The sequence below is a fragment of the Terriglobales bacterium genome, from assembly GCA_035487355.1.
GTDB lineage: Bacteria > Acidobacteriota > Terriglobia > Terriglobales > Acidobacteriaceae > QIAW01.
In genome coordinates this window covers 1-23,583 of the sequence record DATHMF010000116.1, presented here as the reverse complement: position 1 = coordinate 23,583, position 23,583 = coordinate 1, and the positions used below count along the sequence as shown (strand labels likewise).

At 52.6% G+C, this 23,583-nt stretch carries 24 protein-coding genes; 9 read left to right on the top strand and 15 right to left on the bottom strand.

The genetic code is table 11. The annotated features are described in order from the left end of the window. Positions 1–22: 22 nt before the first annotated feature. The 3 genes from VK738_21380 to VK738_21370 all read left to right on the top strand — a co-directional run bounded on the left by VK738_21380 (position 23) and on the right by VK738_21370 (position 3,934). The gene (locus VK738_21380) at positions 23–2,443 is read left to right on the top strand and encodes a DNA translocase FtsK (GenBank protein ID HTD25215.1); all 2,421 of its coding nucleotides are present in this window, start codon (positions 23–25) and stop codon (positions 2,441–2,443) included. A gap of 256 nt (positions 2,444–2,699) precedes the next feature. Beyond that, the gene (locus VK738_21375; GenBank protein ID HTD25214.1) at positions 2,700–3,140 is read left to right on the top strand and encodes an ArsR family transcriptional regulator; all 441 of its coding nucleotides are present in this window, start codon (positions 2,700–2,702) and stop codon (positions 3,138–3,140) included. 14 nt (positions 3,141–3,154) lie between these two features. Continuing rightward, positions 3,155–3,934 (top strand): hypothetical protein, encoded by a 780-nt coding sequence (locus tag VK738_21370; protein HTD25213.1) that lies wholly within the window; start codon positions 3,155–3,157, stop codon positions 3,932–3,934. A 526-nt stretch (positions 3,935–4,460) separates the two neighbouring features. Here VK738_21370 and VK738_21365 read toward each other — a convergent pair. The 6 genes from VK738_21365 to VK738_21340 all read right to left on the bottom strand — a co-directional run bounded on the left by VK738_21365 (position 4,461) and on the right by VK738_21340 (position 7,019). Next, positions 4,461–4,673 carry a hypothetical protein gene (locus VK738_21365; GenBank protein HTD25212.1) on the bottom strand — a complete coding sequence of 71 codons (213 nt, stop codon included), beginning with the start codon at positions 4,671–4,673 and terminating at the stop codon, positions 4,461–4,463. Continuing rightward, positions 4,670–4,936 carry a hypothetical protein gene (locus VK738_21360; GenBank protein HTD25211.1) on the bottom strand — a complete coding sequence of 89 codons (267 nt, stop codon included), beginning with the start codon at positions 4,934–4,936 and terminating at the stop codon, positions 4,670–4,672. The genes VK738_21365 and VK738_21360 overlap by 4 nt, the downstream gene beginning before the upstream one ends. Before the next feature lie 55 nt (positions 4,937–4,991). After that, positions 4,992–5,291: a hypothetical protein gene (locus tag VK738_21355; GenBank protein ID HTD25210.1), complete on the bottom strand. Its 300-nt coding sequence runs from the start codon at positions 5,289–5,291 to the stop codon at positions 4,992–4,994. A 121-nt stretch (positions 5,292–5,412) separates the two neighbouring features. After that, positions 5,413–5,643 carry a hypothetical protein gene (locus VK738_21350; protein HTD25209.1) on the bottom strand — a complete coding sequence of 77 codons (231 nt, stop codon included), beginning with the start codon at positions 5,641–5,643 and terminating at the stop codon, positions 5,413–5,415. A 255-nt stretch (positions 5,644–5,898) separates the two neighbouring features. After that, complete coding sequence (locus VK738_21345) at positions 5,899–6,600, bottom strand: hypothetical protein (protein ID HTD25208.1); 702 nt, start codon at positions 6,598–6,600, stop codon at positions 5,899–5,901. Then, positions 6,597–7,019 carry a hypothetical protein gene (locus tag VK738_21340; GenBank protein ID HTD25207.1) on the bottom strand — a complete coding sequence of 141 codons (423 nt, stop codon included), beginning with the start codon at positions 7,017–7,019 and terminating at the stop codon, positions 6,597–6,599. The genes VK738_21345 and VK738_21340 overlap by 4 nt, the downstream gene beginning before the upstream one ends. 500 nt (positions 7,020–7,519) lie before the next feature. Between VK738_21340 and VK738_21335 the strand changes: the two genes are divergently transcribed. Then, positions 7,520–7,957 carry a hypothetical protein gene (locus VK738_21335; protein HTD25206.1) on the top strand — a complete coding sequence of 146 codons (438 nt, stop codon included), beginning with the start codon at positions 7,520–7,522 and terminating at the stop codon, positions 7,955–7,957. A gap of 14 nt (positions 7,958–7,971) precedes the next feature. On the opposite strand, the gene VK738_21330 is transcribed toward VK738_21335, so the two are convergent. Beyond that, positions 7,972–8,265, bottom strand: coding sequence for a hypothetical protein (locus VK738_21330; protein ID HTD25205.1), 294 nt, complete (start codon positions 8,263–8,265; stop codon positions 7,972–7,974). Between the two features lie 5 nt (positions 8,266–8,270). Between VK738_21330 and VK738_21325 the strand changes: the two genes are divergently transcribed. Beyond that, complete coding sequence (locus VK738_21325) at positions 8,271–8,621, top strand: hypothetical protein (GenBank protein ID HTD25204.1); 351 nt, start codon at positions 8,271–8,273, stop codon at positions 8,619–8,621. 369 nt (positions 8,622–8,990) lie between these two features. Here the strand turns inward: VK738_21325 and VK738_21320 are convergent, their stop codons facing one another. Next, positions 8,991–9,323 (bottom strand): 2Fe-2S iron-sulfur cluster-binding protein, encoded by a 333-nt coding sequence (locus VK738_21320; GenBank protein ID HTD25203.1) that lies wholly within the window; start codon positions 9,321–9,323, stop codon positions 8,991–8,993. Between the two features lie 110 nt (positions 9,324–9,433). Here VK738_21320 and VK738_21315 point away from each other — a divergent pair, with 110 nt between their 5' ends. Then, complete coding sequence (locus tag VK738_21315; protein ID HTD25202.1) at positions 9,434–9,649, top strand: hypothetical protein; 216 nt, start codon at positions 9,434–9,436, stop codon at positions 9,647–9,649. 13 nt (positions 9,650–9,662) lie between these two features. On the opposite strand, the gene VK738_21310 is transcribed toward VK738_21315, so the two are convergent. The 6 genes from VK738_21310 to VK738_21285 form a co-directional block, all read right to left on the bottom strand. After that, a complete protein-coding gene (locus VK738_21310) occupies positions 9,663–10,046 on the bottom strand; it encodes a nuclear transport factor 2 family protein (protein ID HTD25201.1) in 384 nt (127 codons plus the stop codon). Positions 10,047–10,264: 218 nt separating this feature from the next. Continuing rightward, positions 10,265–11,302, bottom strand: coding sequence for a 2-oxoacid:ferredoxin oxidoreductase subunit beta (locus VK738_21305; GenBank protein HTD25200.1), 1,038 nt, complete (start codon positions 11,300–11,302; stop codon positions 10,265–10,267). Position 11,303: 1 nt separating this feature from the next. Further along, complete coding sequence (locus tag VK738_21300; GenBank protein HTD25199.1) at positions 11,304–13,148, bottom strand: 2-oxoacid:acceptor oxidoreductase subunit alpha; 1,845 nt, start codon at positions 13,146–13,148, stop codon at positions 11,304–11,306. A 528-nt stretch (positions 13,149–13,676) separates the two neighbouring features. Continuing rightward, positions 13,677–14,603 (bottom strand): acetyl-CoA carboxylase carboxyltransferase subunit alpha, encoded by a 927-nt coding sequence (locus tag VK738_21295; protein HTD25198.1) that lies wholly within the window; start codon positions 14,601–14,603, stop codon positions 13,677–13,679. Positions 14,604–14,664: 61 nt separating this feature from the next. Next, positions 14,665–18,138, bottom strand: coding sequence for a DNA polymerase III subunit alpha (gene dnaE / locus VK738_21290; protein HTD25197.1), 3,474 nt, complete (start codon positions 18,136–18,138; stop codon positions 14,665–14,667). A gap of 161 nt (positions 18,139–18,299) precedes the next feature. Continuing rightward, a complete protein-coding gene (locus VK738_21285; GenBank protein HTD25196.1) occupies positions 18,300–19,952 on the bottom strand; it encodes a hypothetical protein in 1,653 nt (550 codons plus the stop codon). Between the two features lie 272 nt (positions 19,953–20,224). Between VK738_21285 and VK738_21280 the strand changes: the two genes are divergently transcribed. The 3 genes from VK738_21280 to VK738_21270 all read left to right on the top strand — a co-directional run bounded on the left by VK738_21280 (position 20,225) and on the right by VK738_21270 (position 22,618). Further along, entirely contained in the window at positions 20,225–20,680 is a 456-nt protein-coding gene (locus VK738_21280; GenBank protein HTD25195.1) for a hypothetical protein, read from the top strand. Positions 20,681–20,776: 96 nt separating this feature from the next. Next, positions 20,777–21,790: a UDP-3-O-(3-hydroxymyristoyl)glucosamine N-acyltransferase gene (gene lpxD, locus VK738_21275; protein HTD25194.1), complete on the top strand. Its 1,014-nt coding sequence runs from the start codon at positions 20,777–20,779 to the stop codon at positions 21,788–21,790. A gap of 30 nt (positions 21,791–21,820) precedes the next feature. Next, entirely contained in the window at positions 21,821–22,618 is a 798-nt protein-coding gene (locus VK738_21270; protein HTD25193.1) for a response regulator, read from the top strand. Between the two features lie 373 nt (positions 22,619–22,991). Here VK738_21270 and VK738_21265 read toward each other — a convergent pair whose 3' ends face one another. Continuing rightward, a complete protein-coding gene (locus VK738_21265; protein HTD25192.1) occupies positions 22,992–23,432 on the bottom strand; it encodes a DUF2752 domain-containing protein in 441 nt (146 codons plus the stop codon). Between the last annotated feature and the right edge of the window lie 151 nt (positions 23,433–23,583).

The window sequence follows — 23,583 nt, the reverse complement described above, 5'->3', positions numbered from 1 at the left end:
GGCTCTAAGTGCTTTCGCCTAAATGAAAATTATCGTTCGTGCCTTTGTGCCGACCAAGAACCGCCGGCTGAATGAGCTGGTGGGATTGTTGTTGTTTGCTGCCGCGGTCCTCCTTTTCCTCGCATTAGCCTCGTATTCCCCTGCTGATCCGTCGTTAAACACCGCCGCGTCTACACTGACTGCGCGTCCGGCGAGAAACTTGATTGGAATGGCAGGCGCACTGACCAGCGACCTGTTCTTACAAGCAGAAGGAATTACCGTATTCCTGCTCCCACTGATGCTGGGATTCCTGGGCATGCGCTGGTTTAAATCCAGAGAAGTTACCTCTCCCATTGCCAAGCTGGTAGGCTGCAGCACTCTGATGGTCTTTGTTCCGGCGTTGCTGGGCTTGTTGCCCTGGCATTTGCGCTGGCTGCAGGCTGTTCCTGTCGAGGGCCTGGCAGGACGCATCGTTGCCGACATTTTTATCCGTTACTTTAATATTGCCGGTGCATATATTTTGTGTGCCAGCGTTATCTCTGTTGCTCTTTACCTGACGACTGCATTTTCCCTCAGCGGCGCGCGCGTCTGGATGCAAACCCGCTTTGCCTTCGTTATTGCCGCCTGGAACCGCTTTGTGGATTGGCGCGCAGGGCGTGCCAAGGCGCGCGAACAGCGTGAGCTGGAAAAGCGGCGTACCAGCAAACCTGCGGTTACCACCCAGGTTGTATCCGCCCGCCGGGCCCCGTTTGTGGCTGCTCCGGCGCCGGTTGAATTCCCAAAAACCGGTGTGGAGCGCGTAGCCGAGGAGACCGCCAGCAGGATGAGTTCAACCACAGGAATTGCCGCCTTCAAAAGTGTGGCCGCACCGGCTATTCCTTCCAAGCCTGCGCCAGCCCACGAATGGGCCATGGACTCTTTGGAAGTCGGCAAGCGCGCCGACAGTGACAATAAGCCTAAGACCACTATGCCTAAGATCGCCGGAGGCTTCAAGCTCCCGGCCAGTTCCCTGCTGCATCGTCCGGATGAGCAGCATGCCATTGATGAAAACGAGCTGAAAGGGCTGGCCCAGGACCTGCTCGACAAGTTCGGCGAATTCGACATCACCGGACAGATCACCCATATCAATCCCGGCCCGGTAGTTACGACTTACGAATTCAAGCCTGAAGCCGGAATCAAATACAACCGCATCACCGGCATGGCCGAAGACCTCTGCCTGGGCCTGCGCGCGGAAAGCATTCTCATTGAGCGTATGCCGGGCAAGGCAACGGTCGGCATCCAGGTCCCAAATCGGGAGCGCGAGACCATCTGGTTGCGCGAGGTGATCGAGTCGCCCGAGTTTATCGGCTTGAAATCGAAGCTCACGCTGGCCATGGGCAAAGATATCAACGGACGCATTGTGACCGCCGATCTTGCCTCCATGCCGCATCTGCTCATTGCCGGTTCAACGGGCACGGGCAAGAGCGTGGCCATCAACGCCATGATCATGTCGATCCTGTACAAGTCCACGCCCGAGCAGGTGCGCCTGATCCTGGTTGACCCCAAGCGCCTGGAGCTAGGCAACTACGAGGGCGTTCCCCATCTTTATACGCCCATCATTACCGAGCCCAAGCTGGCCAGCAACGCGCTGCGCAATGCCGTCCGCGAGATGGAGCGCCGGTTGAAGCTGCTGGCGGAAAAAGGCGTCCGCAACATCGAGCAATACAACAAGCTCTTTGACAGCGGCGGCTCGCTCAGCCTGTTTGAAGAAGGCGAGACCGAACACAAACCCATTCCCTACATCGTGATCATCATCGACGAATTGGCCGACCTGATGATGCTCGATGGCTCGAATGTGGAGGAATCCATCACCCGCCTGGCGCAGATGGCGCGTGCAGTCGGGATCCACTTGATCCTGGCGACGCAGCGGCCCTCGGTGGATGTAATCACAGGATTGATCAAAGCTAACTTCCCCGCCCGGGTTTCGTTCCGCGTGGCCACCAAGGTTGACTCGCGCACCATTCTCGATGCCAACGGCGCCGAATCTCTGCTGGGACGCGGCGATTTGCTCTATCTCCCCGCCGGCACCTCGCGCGTGCTGCGGCTGCACGCCCCATTTGTTACAGAAAAAGAAATTGCCCTGGTCGTGGAGTCGTGGCGCGCTCAAGGCACCGCCCAGTATGAGCAGAAATTCCTGGAGGCCCTCAAAGAAGACAGCGAGCGCGGAGAATCTGGCGGCGATGATGCCGGCGGCGAGGCCGAACACGACGAACTCTTCGAAGATGCCGTTCGCCTGGTCCTGGACTTCGGCAAGGCGTCCACTTCCCTGCTGCAACGCCGCCTGCGCATAGGCTACGGCCGCGCCGCGCACCTGATAGACCTGATGGAAAGAGAAGGCATCGTAGGCCCCGCAGATGGACCGAAGCCCCGCGAGATACTCAAGCGCCCGGATTGGCTGTCTGAGGTGGAAGAGGCGTTGAGATAAGCTCTTAAGCCCTTGGCTCTTAGCTTTTAGCCGTTAGCAGGAAGAAGATTGTGTGGCACAGCCGTCCTCGGCTGTGTTGTAGCGCCGGCGTCCCGCCGGCTGTCCCGTGGGCATCTTGCCCACGGACGTTCCCCACTTCGGTCTTGGACTTCTTAGAAGGCGTTGTTATGCTAAGAAAGAACGGCACTTCCTACCTCATTGCAGTTTTAGGTTCAACTTTAGGTTCAGCATAGATGAGAAAGAGACCAAAGAAGAAATGAAGAACCAAAAACGAGATATAAGAGAAGAGTCCTACCAACAGATACTCAGCCGCCTCGCTCATATCGAAAATAAGGTAGAGTCAATTGATGAAACGAATGCATTTGCGCTACGTGCAGAGGCCGGTAAGCACGCTGAGACCGTTAAAAAGATTTTCAGGCACGGCAAGCGCAGAGCGCAGATTTATCTCGCTGCCAATGGGAATAGAGGTGTTATTCAAATTGCTCAGCACCTGGGAATGAAGCAACCAAATGTAAGTCGGGAGCTACGCATACTTAAAGAAGAGGGGCTTCTAGAAATTGTGGATGCCACCGGTAGACGCGATATATGGGCAAAAAAACCGATTGATCGCACTCTTCAAATCACTAGATATCTTTGCAAAGAATACAATCTTAGGCCTGACGGACACACTAACCAGGCAACAAAGAAGAAGAGATAGTCTGTGATACCGACATGATTTTCGCAGTCCAAGGATATCTCGAGGATTACTTTGTTAGTCGCGGCCTTAGTGATCCTGATCGGTATGCCATTACCTTGGCCAAGCTCTATGACCAGGAGCGGTCAGGTAGGACAGTAGCCGAATTTCTTGCTTCAATGAAACGAATTCGTACGGCCTTCTATCGTAGAAACACGAATATCAATCGTGATGAATTCAGCCTAAACATTCTTTCTCTCTTGGACACCAAGTTCAAAAAAAGGCTGATCTTCCTCACAAAGGCTGTCGCGGAAAGGGTTGAATCTTCCGGAAAGCGCCTAACAGTACTTCCCCGCATCACTATTCGTAAGTTTCTTGATGAATTTAAGCACACCGTCGAAGCGGAGGCGGTAAATTCTTTTTGGGAGTCTCGATCAAAAGGACGGCTTAAAAAACATCCCGAAAAACATGGTCAAGAACTCCTCGGAGTCTTTGCCAAGGCAAAACTTGCAGGGAGAGGCTCCTTGCTTCGTGAAGCAGTTTCTGGCATTGGCTTTGTTGACGTCCTCGTGACCTTCTCATCAGGCTTGGTTCACATTGTTGAATTGAAGATGCTAAGTGGCAGCGGCATTCCGGGTCCAGCTCAATTGGAGAGTTACATGCGAAACAGAGCCCGCCGAGAAGGTTGGCTTGTTTTCTTTGATGTACGCAAGCTAAATCAGAAACAAGCTATACCAGCAGTAATTTCGAGAGCGTCTGGCACAATACGAACCATTGTAGTAGACGTTAATCCAGTACCACCGAACAAGCTCAGATAAAACCTGGTCTTCAAGGAATCAGAACCGTTATTCCGTTCTGATTTAGCTGTGCAAAAGCTCCAGGCAGCGACGCATAAGTGGTGTCAATTCTCTGTCTGTCATAGGTATTTGGATAATTCATGTGACCGACCAAATTTCTGGGAAGACGTATCGTTTCCAGACGAACTATCCATTGATCTATATCAGACAGAACTGTAATGAACAAATTACGGTAATCGGCAAGCATCTTAGTAAGATCACTCAGAAAAAATAAGTAGATGTCGTGATGGCCAGGTGATGCATGCAAGGGATTGTTAAGATATTGATTTCGGAAGCTCGTAAGGGTCCTTTGCTTCTTCGGACCGACAGCAACGGCCCACCACGTCGGGCTGATTTGGACTGACAAGACCGAATGGATGATGATTCTCCAGGAGTTCTCTATAGCATAAAGCTTCCAATAAGAGTTACGGCCAATTGACCTGCCACAGCGATCGATGCGTACCGATTGATACTTGAATCGTCTGAAATCCTTAGGGACAGGCATAAGCTATTTCTTCTTGAACTTCATGACTTTCTTCGCGTCGTAAACGCTTTGAGCGACTACGTTCGCCTTCATTCCAAGAAGATCTGCTATCTCAACATTCGTAAAGCCGGCAATGCTAAGTTGCAACGCCTTCTCCTTTTGAGTTGCGCCTTTCATCAGTTGCAGCAAAATTACTGCGAGCAAACGTTCTTCTCTAGTTTCCCTTGTTTCGGTCATCTCTTTTTCTTCCTTAAATTAGAAGTAAGCGTGCGTATTGTCGCTGGCGTTGTGCCCAGGATTTCGGAAATGGTTTCGTTATCTAAACCTGCAGTCTTAAACATCCGAGCGTTATCAGTCACGCTTCTTTCGCCTGATGCTTGTATGCTAATAATCATAATAAGCTGATCAAGTTTTTTATTAACATCTCGCAAAAATTGATCAAGTTTCTTGTTAACATCTTGCAAAAGCTCTTCAGCACTAAGACCAGTCTTCTTTCGCATCGTTTCCTCATCTCGCATTGAGTGCGTCGGGGCGGAAATTAATCAAGAGATTTCGTTATTGCTTCTTGGGAAGGCCTTCGAGTCGCTCATTGACCCATGTTTTACTTTTTCCCATGAACTTGGCAATAGCCCCCTGGGATATTCCCAGATTGTATAGTTGTAGTAGCAGAAGTGATTCAAGCAAATCTTTGGTTTTGTCATCGTTGTTAGGCATATCTTTAGCTTTTCCGATTTTTGATTTTATAAATGTCTTTACTAACTTGAGTTGGATCCTTCCCAAGAAGGCCTGCGATCTGTTGCGAAGTAAAGTTCTGTCTAACAAGGAACTCGATTTGACGAGTTTGATTTCCTTCATACTGCGATTCAAGAAGTAAAGCCGCAATTAATTCAAGGTACTTTAGTTGTGTATCTTGAGACTCATCACTTGAGGAATTATTCTTCTTCATAGTTGGTGACCTTTCCACACCCCTAAATATCTAGCGCTTTTTATCTTTGCGATTCGACAGTTCCACGCTAACGGTTCCAGCGCTCGTTCCCACCAAGCTTGCAATCTCATTTCTATTCATTCCAGCATCTGCCATCATGTAGATTTGTTCACGTTGGGTTCTTCCCTTTGTTAACGACAGCGCTGCTAGGCGCACAAGTTTGCGCAGTTCATCGAGAATTGGATTGGATATCTCCGTTGCTTCTTCCTTTTTCTTAGCCATTGCCACTCCCTTCTGTTAACCTTTACAAGCCCTCTTCGCTTCCCTTCTAATTTCGGCCAATCTAACACTCACGGCATTTCCGGTTGTTCCTAATAGTTGAGCGATCTCTGTCTGTCTAAACCCCACCCTGTCTAGTAACTCGACCTGTTGCCGCTGCTTCCAACCGCCAATCTGAACTAACAATAAAGCCTTCATTGTCTTTTGCAAATCGTTCGTGGATTCCTCATTGCCCGTATTCTTTGTCATGTGACACCCTCATTTGGAGTTTACATTTTGCGATGTAACTGGTCGCTGACGTGGCACAGGAGGACGCACATCCTGCCAAACACCGCTAATTGCGTGGCAAGTATTCACAATAGTGCGATTAAAGTAATTCAAAGGACGATGCGATATTACCTCTTCACCTGTCTTGGTATTCAGATAGACGACATTTCTCGCACGAATTTTATAACCGGTTTTTATTGCAGCTTTTCTTATCAGGTGCAGCAGCAAATCCACTTGGTCAGCGCTCCTATTCTTAGCTACTCCTATCTTTATTAGAACCTCTGTTCCATTTTCTGAAACCCATAGGTCCGGTTGTGCTTTAATTGTGACCGAACCAACCTCCAATGCCAGAAAATGGTTTGGCATCACGGTAAACTTGCGAGCCCCATATAAATCTTCGTATGCATATAAGGCTTCGATATTCTTTCTGGCCTTAGTACGAGTTTGTCTTGGCAAGCTCAAGTCATTCTCGATTGCAGTGAGTCTCTCGATAGCTTGACGAAGCACACGAGTATTGTTTTGGGAGCGATGGTACTCTCGTACCGTATCTCTTGTTCCTTTGTAGTAGGCGCTGCGGCCTGCACCTTCACCCCGGTTACTATATTTATAAGGTCGAAGCTTGCTTGCTCGAGCACCTGGTGTGGCGTACGCTAACTCAGCGATACAGGTTGCTGGCAATCTGATCTGGCTCATTTCGCCTCCGGTTTAATCGAATTACCAATGACGCCGCCTAAGATCGCTCCGAGTAGAATCCCGCCGGGCCCAAGAAAAGCACCAGCTAAGCCGCCTAGGAAACTTCCGCCGACTGTGTTGTCTTTCCGTATTTTCTCTTTTTTACTTCTCGAAAGCGGAGCACGAGTTCTTCCATTGAGCAAACGCGCAAGACGACTGGAATTTGTGCCTTTTGACCGATTGCATGAAATGCACGCGGCGTACTTGTTGTTTCCGTGGCAGGTGCCGCCGTTGGCGCGGGCGATTGAATGCTCGACCTCCCAGCAGCCCCGTGAACCAAAATCACCGTAATTGTTAAAGCAGAGTTTTTTCCAGCAGATGTGACAATGTCCATCAGTGCGGTCAAAGATACGCTGAAGTTCGATTTTGTCGGATGCCACTTTCACACATCTCCTAAAGAGAATTGTTTCCCATGGGTTCGGCCCTAGGGAGAAGTGTGAAACCGGCGTGCTTGCTGCGGGGTCTACAGAAACCTACTGCTTGAACCTCGGGCGGCAACTCATTCGCCGAAAAGCTACTTCTACCAATACCTGGTGGAATGTTAATGTACGCCTCTATATTGGGCCTGTCAAGGCCCTATCCCAATATATTGTAGTACTTAAGGAGATTTACCTAACACATTGAAAATATTGAATTTTCAATCCAATACATACCGCAATGGGCCAAGTTTTCCACAGGGGCGGGTTTTTATATGGGGCTGACGAAGAGGACTGGTGTTCTGAAATTTAAGATCAGGAAAATCGTAAATCGTAATTCGCAAATCATAAATCCTAAAAATGTAAAGCTTTTAGTGCCAGCATGATATCACTCTGGCACCATGTTGCTCATTCCACCCAAATCCATGCCATCCTCTCTTATGTACTAGAAGGAGGTACAACAAATGGGCATTAAAGAATTGTTCGGCAACAAGCCCCGTTGCCAGCACACCAGCAAAAACGGGAGCCCCTGCCAGGCCGATCCCCAGACCGGCAAACCTTATTGTTTTTTTCACGATCCCGAGCAGAAACAAAAACAGGCCGCAGCCCGCAAGCAAGGCGGAAAGGTTCGCAGCGGTGCGACTGAAAAAAAGACCTTCCTGCCTCCCAATCTCTCCGCCAAATCGCTGGAGACACCCTCCGATGTGGCCGAGCTGTTATCCGAAACCATCAACCAGTTTCGCATGGGAGAGATAGACATGGACACCGCCAAAGCCGTCGGCCAAATGGCCAACGTCATGCTCAGCCTCATGAAAGTGGCCGACACACAAAAGCGCAGGGCTGCCCGCTCCGCCAAAAAGACCGAGGCTTACCCCGGCCCAAACGATTACCTCATGAATTAATTCCATGGATTGATTCATTGATTCGATGATTCGAAGACCAGACCGAAATCTGGAATCCCACACCGGCGGCAAACCTGTGTGGGATTGATTCTCAGGAGAAAATAGATATGAAGAACGCTGAAGTTAACGCCAAAACCCCCCGCTGCCGATACATCAGCAAAATCGGCGCCCGCTGCCACGGCGATGTCGAAGCCGGCAAATTCTATTGCTTTTTTCACGATCCCGAGCAGAAGAACAAACAAGCCCAGGCCCAAAAAGAAGTGCAGAAAGAAGCCCAGAAGAAGCCCCCAGCCGTGAGGCTGACACAATCACCATGCCTCCCGGTCTCCCCGTTCTCTCTCTCGAGACTCCCTCCGACATCACCAAACTGCTGGCCGAAACCGTCAACCAATTCCGCCGCAGAGAGATAGACCTCCGCGCTGCCAAGGCTCTCTGCAATATGGCCTGCCTCTTGCTCCGCTCCCTGAAAGAAACCGCTCTGCTGGAGCAACTGGCCTCAGCCCGAACCATGAGCTACTACTCCCAGCTCTGTAAGCCAGATCAACCTGAAGACCAGCAGGAAGCACAACAGGATCAAAGCACCGTCAGCTCAGAACCTGTCGCGAGCGCACAAGATCCGAAAAGGCACGGCCGGCAATCATGGTCCCAGGATTTAAGAAGTTGAAGGTTTTAAAAAACTTAAGAGACAAAATACAAAGATCTTTGAAAAGATCTTAGAAAATAAGAGCAACAACAAGTCGCCTGCCGCGATTCCGCGTAGCTGCGTGCACCTTTGCCTAACCCCGCATCCCCGGCGGCAAACGCTTGGTTTAAAGCCTGGCGTTCGGGCCTCTTCCCGCTCAAATTGGCAGCAAAATCCCCCTGATTCAATCCCGTTCATCCCACAGCGAGCTTGTTTTAGCTAAAAAGCCAAAAGCTAAAACGCGAAAAAGCTTCTTCCTTCCGACCAAGCTGGCAAGGGGGGACTCCCCCCAAATCCATCAGACAACCTGAGAAAAATCCGTGCAAATCCGCGTTATCCGCGGTGAGTTTTTTATTTCTTTGGCTCGTTCAGCTTCAGCTCCCGCAGGCAATAGGCGATCTCCGTAGCAATCTCGGTGATTCGCATTCCCTCTTGCACCATCAGCTTGCAGGAGAGCGCCTGGCGGCTCTGGGTGCCTTCGCCGGTGTCATAGGTCACGCGGCAGTACTGGCACTCTTCATTCCAGCAGAATTTGCCGTAGGAGATATTTTCTTCCGCCAGATACTGAAACCCACGCAACAGCATGTTGTTTTCTGGAATCTCAAATTCTTTGCCTTTGATGGTGATCCGTATCAGCTTCTGGTAGGGACGAAAGAGAGGACCCGGCGTGCTATGGCTGCTCATGGAGAAAGAAGATTGTAACGCAGAAGTTCGCAATCCATAAATGTGTGCACTATTGGGTGGTAATTGCCTGGTTACAAGAGTAAGGTAGGGCCTACTACATGAGGTTAGCCATGCAGAAGTATTGGCACGACAGCGATATCAGCAAAGGAGCGATGGAGCCGGAAGACCGCTCGCAGTCTGGCAACTCCTCAATGGCTGGCCAGCAAGGACACCGCACCACCAACCGCATGATTAAGGATTCAGACTCAGATTTTCCCGAACCGGGCAGCAGCCCGGAACACTCGGGCGAACTGCAAGAATATATGAGTCTGGAAGAAGCAGAGTAAAGCCCCTGCCCTCTTATCCACCGTGGTGATAGAAGAATTCCTCCTGGATAATCTTGCCGTCTTTGACTGTGTAGAGCCCGGTTTCATCCAGGTTGAGGCGTTTGCCGGCCATCGGGCCTGTCTTAGGCGTCACTTCGTACTTGAAGTGCACGATGAAGCGGTCGCCATTAGGCCAGGGTCCTTCGACTTCGCCGCTATGGATCTCATGGTTCTTTTCCCACCATTCACCCTTGCCCTTGATCGCTGCCAGTCCTTCCATGCGCGCGGGACCGGAGGGATTATCCGCCACTTCGAGGCTCACAATCTTCGGATGGTAAAGGGTATTGATGGCTTCCATGGCTTTGCCCTGGCGGCACAATTCAACCAATTTCTTTCCGACTTCTAACGTGTTGCTCATGAGCGATCTCCTTGATCGTGGACTTCTGAATCATGGTTATAGATGAATAAATGTTGGGTTGATCTCGGAAGCTGTCTTATTACGAAAACAACAATTTCACCGAGACACAGAGGAGCAAAAACTTTGCAGCAGTATGGATGCAGGTTTGCACGATCGGTTTCACTTTTTTCTCAGAGCAAGCAGTCTGGAAACTGAGTACTGGGTACCGAGTACTTGCTTTACCGCAGCTCTTCCATCGCTTCCTGCAGCGCCTGCGGTGAAGGCCGCAGATCTTTCATGCCCAGCGAGGCCAGCGGGCGCTCGCCCAGGTTCAACAGATCAATGAAGCTGGGCTTCTTCGTATCCAGGTAAAAGACGCCGGTCAGGACTTCCCCTTTGGCGTGCGATTCCATGAGGGCCTGGACGGCATGCACACGGTCTGACGGGTCGTAGTCTTCATGCAGCTTGCGCAGCCGCAAGTGGGAACCATCGTGCATGGTGACGTCTGTGGTTGTGCCGGGGTCATAATCCACGTCAATGTTTTCAAAGTGGGGCACGAAGCTGACCTCATGCAAGGGCTCGTCATGCTCCTTCATGTACTGATAAGACTTGGTCGAGCCTTCGTGGTCGTTGAAGGTCACGCAGGGAGAGATGATATCAAGCATCACCGTTCCCCGATGCGCAATGGCGGCCTTCAGCATGGCGGTGAGCTGGCGCTTGTCGCCGGAAAATGAACGTCCCACGAAAGTCGCGCCCGCCTGAATGGCCAGCGCGCAGGTATCCAGGGCGGGAAGATCGTTGATCACACCCGTTTTGAGCTTCGATCCAATATCGGCGGTGGCCGAGAACTGGCCCTTGGTAAGCCCGTACACACCGTTATCTTCAATGATATAAATCACCGGCAGATTTCGCCGCATGAGGTGGATGAACTGTCCTATGCCGATGGACGCGGTGTCGCCATCGCCGCTGACGCCTATGGCCAGAAGGCTATGATTCGCCAGCATAGCGCCGGTTGTGACCGATGGCATGCGTCCGTGGACGCTGTTGAAGCTGAACGAGCGGCTCATGAAATAGGCCGGCGTCTTGGACGAGCAGCCAATGCCCGACATCTTGATCACGCCTTCGGGCCTGACGCCCATCTCATACATGGCATCAATCACGCGCTCCGAGATTACGTTGTGGCCGCAGCCGGCGCACAGCGTGGTCTTGCCGCCTTTGTAGTCGAGCACGGAGAGTCCGATGTGATTGGTCTTTTGTGGAGTAGGAGTCGTAGCCATGTTATTTGCCCTCCTGTGAGCTGATGGCAACCGTGACCGAGCGGGCGTCAATGGGCAGGCCGTTGTAATGGAGCACGCTGCGCAGCTTTGCAGCCTGCGCCGCCGGCAGCTCCATCTTGAGCAGGCTCAGCAGTTGTGCGTCACGATTTTGCTCAACAATGTAAATACGCTTGTGTCTCTCAATGAAGTCGAAGACTTCGCGGGTGAATGGGTAAGCCCGCACGCGCAGATAATCGGCCTTCAGTTTGTGCTCATTACGCATCTGGTCCAGGCTCTCTTCGATCGCCCAATGGGTTGTGCCATAGGCGATAATGCCGGCTTCAGAAGTTCCGTCCACCACCTTGACCGGTTTGGGAACAAAACTGCGTGCCGTCTCAAACTTGCGGCCCAGGCGGTCTAGATTGTTCTGATAATCGTCGGGCCGTTCGCTGTACTGGGCTTTTTCGTTGTGTCCGCTGCCGCGGGTAAAGTAGGCCGCAGCAGGATGGTCGGTTCCCGGCAGCGTGCGGTATGGAATACCGTCGCCATCTACGTCTTTGTAACGGGCAAAACTTCCCAGCTTTTCCAGGTCCTCTTTCGAGAGCACCTTGCCGCGCTGCAGCGGCTTTTCCGGATAGCGGAAAGGTTCGCTCATCCAGTTGTTCATGCCCAAGTCCAGATCGGTGAGCACAAAGACGGGCGTCTGGAACTGCTCGGCCAGATCGAAGGCGTCCATGGCCAGGGTGAAGCATTCTTCCACCGTGCTGGGGAATAAGAGAATGTGCTTGGTGTCTCCGTGAGAGAGCACGGCTGTTGCCAGCACATCACCTTGCGCGGTGCGCGTAGGCAATCCGGTCGAGGGCCCCACGCGTTGCACATCAAAGATCACGCCCGGGACTTCGGTGTAATAGCCAAAGCCGGCAAACTCGGCCATGAGTGAGATCCCCGGCCCGGAGGTCGAGGTCATCGAGCGCGCGCCCGCCCAGCCTGCGCCAATTACCATACCTACAGCAGCGAGTTCGTCTTCGGCCTGCACGATAGCGAAGGTCGCCTTGCCGTCGGGGCCAATGCGAAAACGCTTCATGTAATCAATCAGTTGCTCGACCAGCGAAGACGAAGGCGTGATGGGATACCAGGTGACTACGCTAACACCGGCAAACATGCATCCCAGTGCGGCGGCCGCATTGCCATCAATGATGATCTTTCCCTGCGTCTGGTTTGATGGCTCGATGTAATACGGATCGGATTTGGTCAGCGTGGAAGCCGCGTAATCGTAACCCGCCTTCACGGCATTCATGTTCAGATCAGCGGCCTTCTGTTTCTTCTTGAACTGTTTGCGGATGGCTTTTTCCACCTGCTGCATGTCTAACCCAAGCAGTTGCGCGGCCACGCCTACATAGATCATGTTCTTGACCAGCTTGCGCAACTTGGCTTCCGGACAGACCGCGGCCACGAGCTTGTCGTATGGCACGACGTAGAAGGTCAAATCATTGCGGAGCTTATCAAGCTGCAGGGGCTCATCGAACAGCACGGCAGCACCCGGAGCAAGGGACAAAACGTCTTCCCTGGCGGTCTCGGGATTCATGGCGATCAGGAAATCAATCTCTTTTTTGCGCGCAATGTAGCCGTTCTTATTGGCGCGGATGGTATACCAGGTCGGCAGCCCTGCAATGTTGGAAGGAAAGAGGTTCTTTCCTGAGACGGGCACGCCCATCTGGAAAATCGTGCGCAACAAAACTGTGTTGGCGGATTGCGAACCGGAGCCGTTGACGGTTGCTACTTGAATACTTAAATCATTGACTATCTGTTTTTGTCCAGTAGTTTGCGGCGAAGACGCTTCGCTCACACCTACGTCACTCGTTGCCATTGGGAAAAGTTTCCTTCAGCTTCAGTTGTGATTAAAAGCAAACCCATGATTATACGTCGTATAACTCAAATCACTCAAATAAGCACAGCAGATGGGCGCTATTTCATATTGAAAGGCAAATTTTTCGCAGCAATCGGGAAAGTAAATGCCTGGTCAAAATCCATTACAAATCATTGGCCCGATATGGGCCTCACCCCTGCCTTACACTTGGCTCTAGTATAGCGCTTGCATAAGCGGAGCCATAGTGACCATGGTGGTATGCCTGGTAGGCACTTTGGTTCATGATTGGGAGTGGGTCGTTGTGGGCAAGATGCCCGCACTACGGCCTAGTAGACGACGCTCACCGAAACTCACGAGTCATCGTCTTGATTCCGTCAGCGCGAGGAAAAAATCCAACCGAAAAACCGATTTCAGCCGTGGGTGATTCCCATCCTCATCGGAGATCCTTCGCCACGGGGCTCAGGATGACACCGCTTGAAAGGTATAGTTTTCATTACGGCTTGCCGCCAGTATGTTACAACAACATTTCTACTCTTCGGTGAAGAACTGCGCCATTTTGCGGAATTTTTGGTAACGATTTTCTGTAAGCTGCTGGGCAGGCAGTTTCTGCAGTTCTTCAAAATGTTTCTGTAAGGCCTGGTTGAGCAGCATGGCGGCGGCATCGTGGTCGCTGTGAGCTCCGCCCGGAGGCTCAGATATGATCTCATCAATGCAGCCGAGCTGCATCAGGTCTTTGGGCGTGATGCGTAGCGCCTGGGCGGCAACATCGCGCTTGGTGGAATCGCGCCACATGATGGAGGCACAGCCCTCCGGCGAAATCACCGAATAAACCGTGTTTTCCAGCATCAGGATCCGGTCGGCGACGGCGATGGCCAGCGCGCCGCCGCTTCCTCCCTCACCCGTAATCGTGGTGATGATAGGGACTTTCAACCGCGCCATCTCCCGCAGACTGCGCGCAATGGCTTCGGCTTGTCCGCGCTCTTCGGCGCCGAGGCCGGGATAAGCCCCGGGAGTATCGATGAAAGTAAAAATAGGGCGGTTAAATTTTTCTGCGAACTTCATCACCCGCAAAGATTTGCGATAGCCCTCTGGGTTGGCCTGGCCAAAGTTGCGGTAAACTCGCGTCTTGATGTCGCGGCCCTTCTGGTGGCCCAATACAACCACCTCTTTCCCATGAAAACGGGCTATGCCGCAGATGAGAGCGGGGTCATCGCCGAAAAAACGGTCTCCGTGAATTTCACTCCAGTCGGTAAAGATGCGCTCAATGTAGTCGAGCGTATAAGGACGTTGCGCATGACGGGCCAGTTCCGTCTTCTGCCAGGCGTCCATATGGGAATGGAGCTGCTGGCGCAACGTACTCACTTGTTCCTGGAGTTTTTGCAGGCGGGTACGCGCTTCCTGGTTTTCGCCTGCGACAGATTGCAACTGCTCAATCTGCCGTTCAATTATTTCCAATTCGCGCTGCGTTTTCGTGGAAGCTTCCAAATTTGGTTCCCGTTGGTCTGATGGATTTTATTTAGTCAATAATGCGAACTGCACCGCGTCCCAGCAACTCTTCCACCCGGTTCATAAAGGAACGGTCAGGAAGAACATTATATCCGTCGGGCTCCATGACCACCATGAAATCGCCGGCGCGTTCCACATCGAACAATATCTTGGCCTCGCCGCGTTTCTCGATGCAAAGCGAATGGAGGGCGTCTATTGTTCCCGGGCTGGCGCTCTCCAGCGCGATACGGATGCGCAAGGAACGCGGCAGTTTGGGTTGGGCCTGTTCCAGCGGAGTAATATCTCCCACGGTAAGTTTGGGATTTGCGCCTTCTTCCACCCGAACTCCGCCGCGCACCAACACAGGGACTTCCAGCTTCACTTTATCTTGTAGGCGGCGGTAAGCCTCGGGAAAAACCAGGATGTCAACCGCTCCCACCATGTCTTCAAGCGTACCTTGCGCGTAGAAGTCGCCTTTTTTTGATTTCAGCACGCGCAGGTTGGCAATAATGCCGGCGGCGAAGATCTCGTCTTTGCCGGTGGATTGTTTCAGCCCAGAAATGGCTTCGGTATCCATTGCGTTGAAATCTTCCAGCTTTGATTTGTATTTTTCCAGCGGATGGCCGGTGATAAAGAAACCCAACACTTCTTTTTCTGACGACAGTCGCTGGTGCTCATCCCAATCCGGAAGGTCAGGCAGATGCCCATTCTCGCTTGCCGGGGACGGTCCATCATCAAAAACGCCAAACAAACCATGCTGGCCTGATTCCGCGTCGCGCTGCGATTTTTGTGCCTGTTCCATAGCTTTATCCAGGACCGCCATGAGCTGTGCGCGCTTTCCCAATGGGTCCATGGCTCCGGCTTTGATGAGCGATTCCAGCACGCGCTTATTGAGCAGACGCAGGTCTACTTTGTCGCAAAATTCAAAAAAGGAGTTAAATTTCCCTTCTTTTTTACGAGCAGTAACAATAGAGTCAATGGCGTTTTGTCCCACGTTCTTGACCGCCGCCAGCCCAAAGCGAATTGCACTCTCGTGTGGCGTGAAATAAGCATCGCTGACGTTGATATCAGGGGCTTCAACAGGGATTCCCATCTCCCGGCATTCATTGATGTACTTCACCACGCTGTCGGTGCTGCCGGTCTGCGATGTAAGCAGAGCGGCCATGAACTCCACCGGATAGTGCGTCTTGAGCCATGCGGTGTGATAGGCCAGCAGGGCGTACGCAGCAGAGTGTGATTTGTTGAAGCCGTATCCGGCGAACTGCTCCATCAGATCGAAGATTCGGACTACTTTTTTCTCAGGAAACCCGCGATCAATCGCGCCTTTAACAAAACGCTCGCGCTGCGCCGCCATCTCTTCTGCGTTTTTCTTACCCATGGCCCGCCGCAACAGGTCGGCTTCGCCCAAGGAATATCCAGCGAGCCGGTTGGCGATCTGCATCACCTGCTCCTGGTAAACAATCACGCCCAGGGTTTCTTTCAGGATTGCTTCCAACTCGGGCAGTTCGTATTCGATTTTTCTGCGGCCGTGCTTGCGCTCAATAAAGTCATCAATCATGCCGCCTTGAATCGGCCCTGGCCGGTAAAGTGCATTCAAAGCGGTAAGATCTTCCACCACGTTCGGCTTGTAGCGCCGCAAGACATCGCGCATGCCGTGCGATTCAAACTGGAACACGCCCGAGGTCAGCCCGGTGTGAAAAACTCTTTCATAGGTGGCAGCGTCATCCAGCGAAATCTGGTTCAAGTCAAGCGACTTGCCTTCCCGCTGCACGATCAGCTTGAGCGCATCATCAACGATGGTGAGCGTGGTGAGCCCGAGGAAATCCATCTTGAGCAGGCCCATCTTTTCAATGGCCTTCATGTCGAAGGCGGTTACGATTTCATCGTTCTTGGTGCGGTGTAGCGGCACCAGGTTGGTCAGCGGCTCGGGGGCAATCACCACTCCAGCGGCGTGCACACCGGCATTACGAACCAGTCCTTCGAGCTTGCGCGCCGTATCCAGCAACTCACGCACCTGTGGTTCATTTTCGTAAGCAGTCTGCAGAGGCGGTGAGTCTCTTAACGCATCATCGAGTTTGATATTAAGAGTGGTGGGGACCATCTTGGCGATGCGGTCGACTTCGTTGTAAGGCATGTCCATGGCGCGGCCCACATCCTTAATCGCTGCTTTGGCCGCCATGGTGCCAAATGTAATGATCTGTGCTACCTGGTCGCGTCCGTACTTTTGCGTAACGTAATTAATCACCTCTCCGCGGCGGTTCATGCAGAAATCAATATCAATGTCAGGCAGCGAGACGCGCTCCGGATTCAAAAAACGCTCAAAGAGAAGCTCGTTTTGTAAAGGATCAATATCGGTGATGGCGAGCGCGTAAGAAACCAGAGAACCGGCCGCCGAGCCACGGCCCGGACCGACTGGAATATTATGTTCGCGAGCATAACGGATAAAGTCCCAAACAATAAGGAAATAGCCAGGAAACTTCATCTGTTGAATGATGGCAATCTCTTGCGTCAGCCTTTGCTCATAGGCGGTGATCGGGTTCTTCAAACGTCCCTGGCGCTCCGCCTCGCGGAGCAGATTCAGTCGTCGAGCAAATCCTTCACGGGTGACGTGTTCAAAATAGCTGTCCAGGGTGTAACTGCTGGGGACCTCAAAAAACGGAAACGGGTTCTTGACCTTGCCTAATTTCACGTTGCAACGCTCGGCTATGCCCATCGTCCGCGTGATGACGCTGGTCACATCCTTGAACACGCGCTGCATCTCTTCCGCCGATTTCACGAAAAACTGATTGCCGTGGAACTTGAGCCGGTTGGTATCCTGCACGGTCTTCCCGGTTTGTACGCAGACGAGGACATCGTGGGCCTGGGCATCGTCCTCGCAGAGGTAGTGGCTGTCATTGGTCGCCACCATGGGGATGCCAGTCTCTTTTTCCAGACGAAAGAGATCGTTGTGAATACGGTGTTCGAGTTCAAGTCCCTGATCTTGAATTTCAAGGAAGAAGTTTTCTTTTCCGAATATTTCGCGGTAGAAGCCAGCCGCGCTCAGGGCTGCGTCGTATTTGCCTTCCGTTAGAAATTCTGCCACCTCGCCTTTCAGGCACCCCGAGAGGCCAATCAATCCTTTGGAATGCTCGGCGAGAAACTTCTTGCTGATGCGCGGCTTGTAATAAAAGCCGTGCAAAGAGGCCTCTGAGGTGATCTTGACCAGGTTGCGGTAGCCTTCATCGGTTTCCGCAAGTACACAAAGATGGTTGTAGGTATCGCCCTCGGGCGGATCGCGGTGGTTGTCTTTTTTGCAGACATACAATTCGCAGCCAATGATGGGCTTAACGCCGGCCCTTTGGGCGGCATCGTAAAATGCGAATGCCCCAAAGATATTGCCGTGGTCGGTAACGGCCACCGCCGGCATCTTCAGTTCCTTGGCGCGATTAACCAGCTTCTCGACGTCACAGGCGCCATCGAGCAGCGAGTAATCCGAATGCAAATGTAGGTGAACGAACTCAGACATGGACTATTTTTATTGTAACGAGTAGTTCCGCTAAGAGCTATGCCGCAAAATTGTGCAACCGGGCAGTACTCTTAGCGGACCTCTGTTTGAAGTATCTCTTGGAACAATAAAGCTCGTGGGTGTGGATGAAGTCCCGAAAGGACCGGCCCTCCATCTCAGAACTACCGCTTTTTCTTCTTTTTGTCCTTAGCGGCCGCTTTAGCCTTCGCCGGTTTCTTGCTGGCTTTTTCGGGCACAGGTTTAGCTTTCGGCTTTTCGGGTGGCGCCGGTGCCGGAGCTTTTTTATCTTTCCCCACGGGAATTGGCGGCTTCTTCGCGGCTTCCGGCGGCACTGGGTGCTTGCCGTGCACCACCGGTTTCGCCGCCGCTGGCGGTGCAGCAGGCGCCGCAGCAACAACAACAGCTTTTCCTTTGGGCCCTCTTTTTCCTTTGCCCTTCTGCGGAGGAACCACTGCAGGCACAGTCGCAGGCGCCGGGGGCTCCGCTTTAGCTCCGCGTCCGCGTTTGACTGGGGGCGGCGGTGGTGGAGGCGGCGGTGGTGGTTCATAAGGCCTGAGAAATTTTCTTATCTCCGTGCTGTTACGCAGTTTGCCATCGAGCATCAGGAAGAACATGTCATCCACCAGCTTTTGGTAGACGGGCAGCTCCGGCGTGATGCGCATCTCGATCATTTCCGGCAATGGGAAGCGTTGCTTTACCTGCCGCCATTTACCCAGATAATTACGTATTTTATGGACGACCGATTGTTGCCGCGAGGTCGTCTCCAGGAAGATGATCATCTCCGGCCGGCTGGCAGAGAGCAGATGCCATGTACGCGAAGGTGTGGCTGCTTCCTTGCCGGTAAGCCTGTGGGCTAATTCCTTGGCATCGGATTCCAGGCTCTGCCAGGATTTCACCAGTCCTTTGTGGAGAATATGCTTTTGCAGCTCAGTGGTCTCGCGTTCACTCAAGCGCGCCGTCAGGAAATACATCACCGCGGGCGCGATGTTGGCGGCGTATCCCAACTCCGACATCTGCTGCCGTGTCTTTAAAAGCTGCGTCAACCCAGCGGTATCTACCTTGGCTACACTCCAGTGGGGATGCAACACTTTCAGCCAGCCCTCTTTTTCCAGAGCTTTCATGATGGGCAAAGGCTCATCTTCGTACGCCAGTTGCTCGGTCTCCTGGCCAATCACCCGCTCGTTATGGAGATATTCGATGTAATTATTCTCGATTGCCGCGGCATAGCGGGCTTGCGTCCGCTCTTCTAAGTTCCAGTGAAAACGCGCAAGAAAACGCGTGGCGCGGATCAAACGCGAAGGATCTTCGAGGAACGAATAGTTATGTAAGACGCGGAGCAGCTTGGCTTCAATGTCGGCAACGCCGTTGCTGGGGTCGAGCATCAGACCGCGGGAGCCGGTGTTTAACGAAAGCGCAATGGCGTTGACCGTAAAATCGCGGCGCCGCAGGTCTTCCATGATCGAAGCCGGAGCAATCTCAGGCGCCCTTCCCGGCTTGGGATAGGATTCCCGCCGCGCCATATTAATACTGAGGCGCACGCTTCCCGGATAAGATACATAGAGTTCGCGGTAGTCTTCGTCGGCGTCCTGGATGGTGGCGCCGCCCTTTTCCAGGTCTTTTTGCAGCTTGAAGGGGTTACCCTCGACCGTCAGGTCAATATCGCGAATGGGAAATCCGCTGATGACATCGCGGACCGTTCCTCCGGTGAGGAAAATGTTCATCTCGTGAGCGCGTGCCGCTTCTGAAATCAAAGCTACAGCCCGCTGTTGTTCCGGCGTGAGCCGGCTTTCCATCATGTAAATGTAATCAGCCATGGACGGGGACTAAACACTCCTGATAACACACTTCCCCCATATTGCGGAAGTGGTCTTCTGTCTGCAAGTTGCTCATGATAATAGACTTATACGGCTGGTAATGCGCTTCAAGGGCCCGTCACAAACCCCTTAACATATCATGAACATTGTCTCTTTGGCTACTTTGAGGTTAGTCTGACACGAAAACAGGTAAAAATGCGAGAATAACCCAATACAATAGCTAGGGGTGATTGCCGATACCTACCATGCCTTCGACTCATAAAAAAGTAATCGTGCGCAAGCTAGATCGGGACGCAGTCCAGGGGCATGTGTCGCCAGCCAGCTTTGTGACCGAGGGCAAACTGGAGTTGCTGAACACCAGCGGCAAGCAGGTATTCATTGATCTGGAAGAGATCAAGGGAGTGTATTTTGTCCGGGAGTTCAATGATTCCGAGTCGCTCAACCGCAAAACCTTTGCCGCCCGCCCCCGCAGCGAGGGACTTTGGGTGCGGCTGAGGTTCCGGGATGGTGAGGTCATTGAAGGCATGATGCCGAATGAGCTGACACAGCTTAGTGCGGATGGATTTCTCATCATTCCTCCCGATACACGGTCCAATACGCAACGGATATTTGTTCCGAAACAAGCATTGGAATCGCTGGCCGTGCTGGCCGTGATTGGCGGCCCGCAGGCGCGGCGCCGGAAAACATTGCCGACAGCCGAGGGCCAGGTACCGATGTTTTCAGAATAATTCGCCGCTTTCCTGGTTGCGCGGTCAAAATTTAGCGACCTGGCATACCTCTGCTCAAGTACAATCAAATTTTTCTTCAGGATTTGCAGCATGAGCATGAAACTCAGTCAAATTGCAGCCGCGCTGAATGTGCATCTGGAAGGCCCCGGAGAGGTCGAGATCACCGGGCTGGCCGGCATTGAAGACGCCCAGGCCGGCGACATTACATTTGTTTCCAATCCCAAGTATGCTTTGGCAGCGAAGAATACGCGTGCCTCAGCGGTCATTGTGGCCAATGACTTCCCTGCTTTGAGCGTGCCGACGCTGAGAACAAAAAATCCTTATCTGGCATTTGCCCAGGCCATCGAACTTTTTTATAAGCCGCCACAGTATGTGCCTGGGATTCATCCCAGTGCGGTCATATACTCTTCGGCCCGTCTCGGAAAAAACGCTTCTGTTGGGGCCTACGTGGTCGTCTACGACGACGTTCAGATCGGCGATAACTGTGTTCTTCTACCGCATGTGGTGATTTATCCCGGTGCGCGGATTGGCCACAACTTCTTTGCGCACGCCCATGCCGTTGTGCGGGAGCATTGCCGGATCGGCAATAACGTCATCCTACAGAATGGCGCCATTATCGGCGCAGATGGCTACGGATTTGCCCGGGACAACGCCGGAGATTGGCACAAGATCGTTCAATCCGGGCCGGCAGTGCTGGAAGACGAGGTCGAGGTGCAGGCCAATGCCTGTGTAGACCGCGCCAGTATTGGCGAGACCCGCATTGGACGCGGAGTCAAAATTGATAACCTGGTGCAAGTCGGCCATGGCTCCAAGGTGGGCAGCAATACCCTGCTGTGCGCGCAGGCAGGGCTGGCAGGCTCGACGGAGGTGGGCAGCAATGCCGTATTTGCCGGCCAGGCAGGCTCGGCCGGGCATTGCCGCATCGGCGACGGGGTTGTGGTCACTGCGCAAAGCGGCATCCTGAAAGACGTGCCCGCGGGTAAGGTGATGAGCGGGTCTCCCGCCATCGAAAACAAGCAGTGGCTGCGCAGCATTGCGCTTTTTAATAAATTGCCTGAGCTTGCTAAAGCGGTACGTGGCAAAAATCAGGACAATCCAGAAGACAAATAACAAGAATACAAATAAATTCGCGACCTCCCCATGAGCGAAGACAAGACCGTTACCACCATTCAGCGTAAGAGCGAGGGCAAGGGACCGATTCGTGTACTTTTGCTCGACGATCGCGAAGAAAACCTGGTTCTTCGGGCCACGATCCTGCGTAAAAAAGGTTACGAGGTGCTGACGGCCTCGTCCATTGAAGCCGCGGAAGAGCAACTCAAGGCAATTGACATTGCCGTGCTCGACTATCATCTGGGCGCGGGAAAATTTGGAACCGATGTAGCCGAAAAGTTGCGGCAGACGCGTCCCGAGGTTCCGATTATCATTCTTTCCGCCACGCTGGAGCGCAAGTTCGGCGGCATTGAAGATATGCACCTGCTCAAGGGATACAGCTCGGTGGAGGACATGCTGGCGGCGTTGCGCTCCTTCGAGGCCAAGAAGCGCGGAAAGCCAGTGGTGGTGGATGCGCGTGACTTTTACTATTCGCGCATCAGCATGGCCATGGGAGACGACGTGGTGGTCGAGATCATGGATAGCGAGGGCAACTGGCAGTACGTCAACGATACCTGTGCAGCACTGTTTGAAAAAAAACGGCAGTGGTTTCCAGGGAAAAATCTTTTCCAGGAATTTCCTGAGGTCAGCGCGGAGTGGTTGGAGAACATTCGCACTGTCGCCGATACACGCGAGACTTACATTGACCGCAGCTTCCGCGGCTTTCCTTTGTTACCCAAAAAAAATCCGCGATGGGTGTGGAACGTCATTCTTTTTCCCATCAAGTTGCATGACAACCGTCCGGGGGTCATGTTGAGTGCGCGGGTGATTGAGAAAAAGGGGATTTAAGAAGCGCGCTTGCGCTGTTTAGACTTGTTTAGTTTTTTATGTAAGGTAACAACGTGCTCAGGATGAACAGCGAATCTGAAAGGGCGCGCAAAAATCTATATCCCTCCACTCCACCGCAAAGAGCGGCTCCGGTCGGGATGACAAAAGCTTAATAGAGCTCTTACAGAAATAGTTAAAACGGCATAGAACGGCGATGTTCTTTCGCACGCAAAATAAAAACTTTCGATGCCCGTAAGCACGGGGGACAAAACCCAGCGAAAGGCCGATTCCAGCCGCTGGTGATTCCTATCGCCATCGGAGATCCTTCGCCACGTGGCGAAGGATGACAGTGTTTCGATGGAAACTTCGGAAACTACCCACGACGTCGGCGCTACTAGTGCGGTGCAAGCAGCGTGAGCGGGTAGTATGGAATATTGCGTGCCACCCCAAAAGTGACGACGATAACCAAGGCAAGCCACATGAACTTATCTGGAGCTGGAATCCTGGGGAGCGCCGGTCCGCCAAGAAGCAAGAACAGTTCAGAGATCATCCAGTAGGCCAAGAAAGGCACGCTGAGGACGAACAAGGGGTTGTAACCGAATGCGGTGCCTATATGTCCGTGCAAGAGGTGGTGAAGTGCACGGGTCGCGCCGCAGCCGGGGCAATAGTATCCGGTATAAGTACGCAGAGGGCAGGTGGGGAAAAACCCGGCGCCTTCAGGGTTCCAGTGATAGACCACAGCCGCACCTGCTGCGCAGAAAGCTGCTCCCGTCCAAAATATTGCGTGCCGCAGTCTGGGACTTTCAATATCGGCCAAGCTGGGAAGAACTGCCATCAGCGATGCTCCTTGGAGTCGCCAGAAACTAAAAACGGTGCTCCCAATAGTTACCCATAGCGCCGAAGAATACTAACAGGAAATAAAGCACAATAGCTCCAACCAGCAAGCCGCACGTGATCCAATTAAATAATTTGGCGTTCTTAGAGGA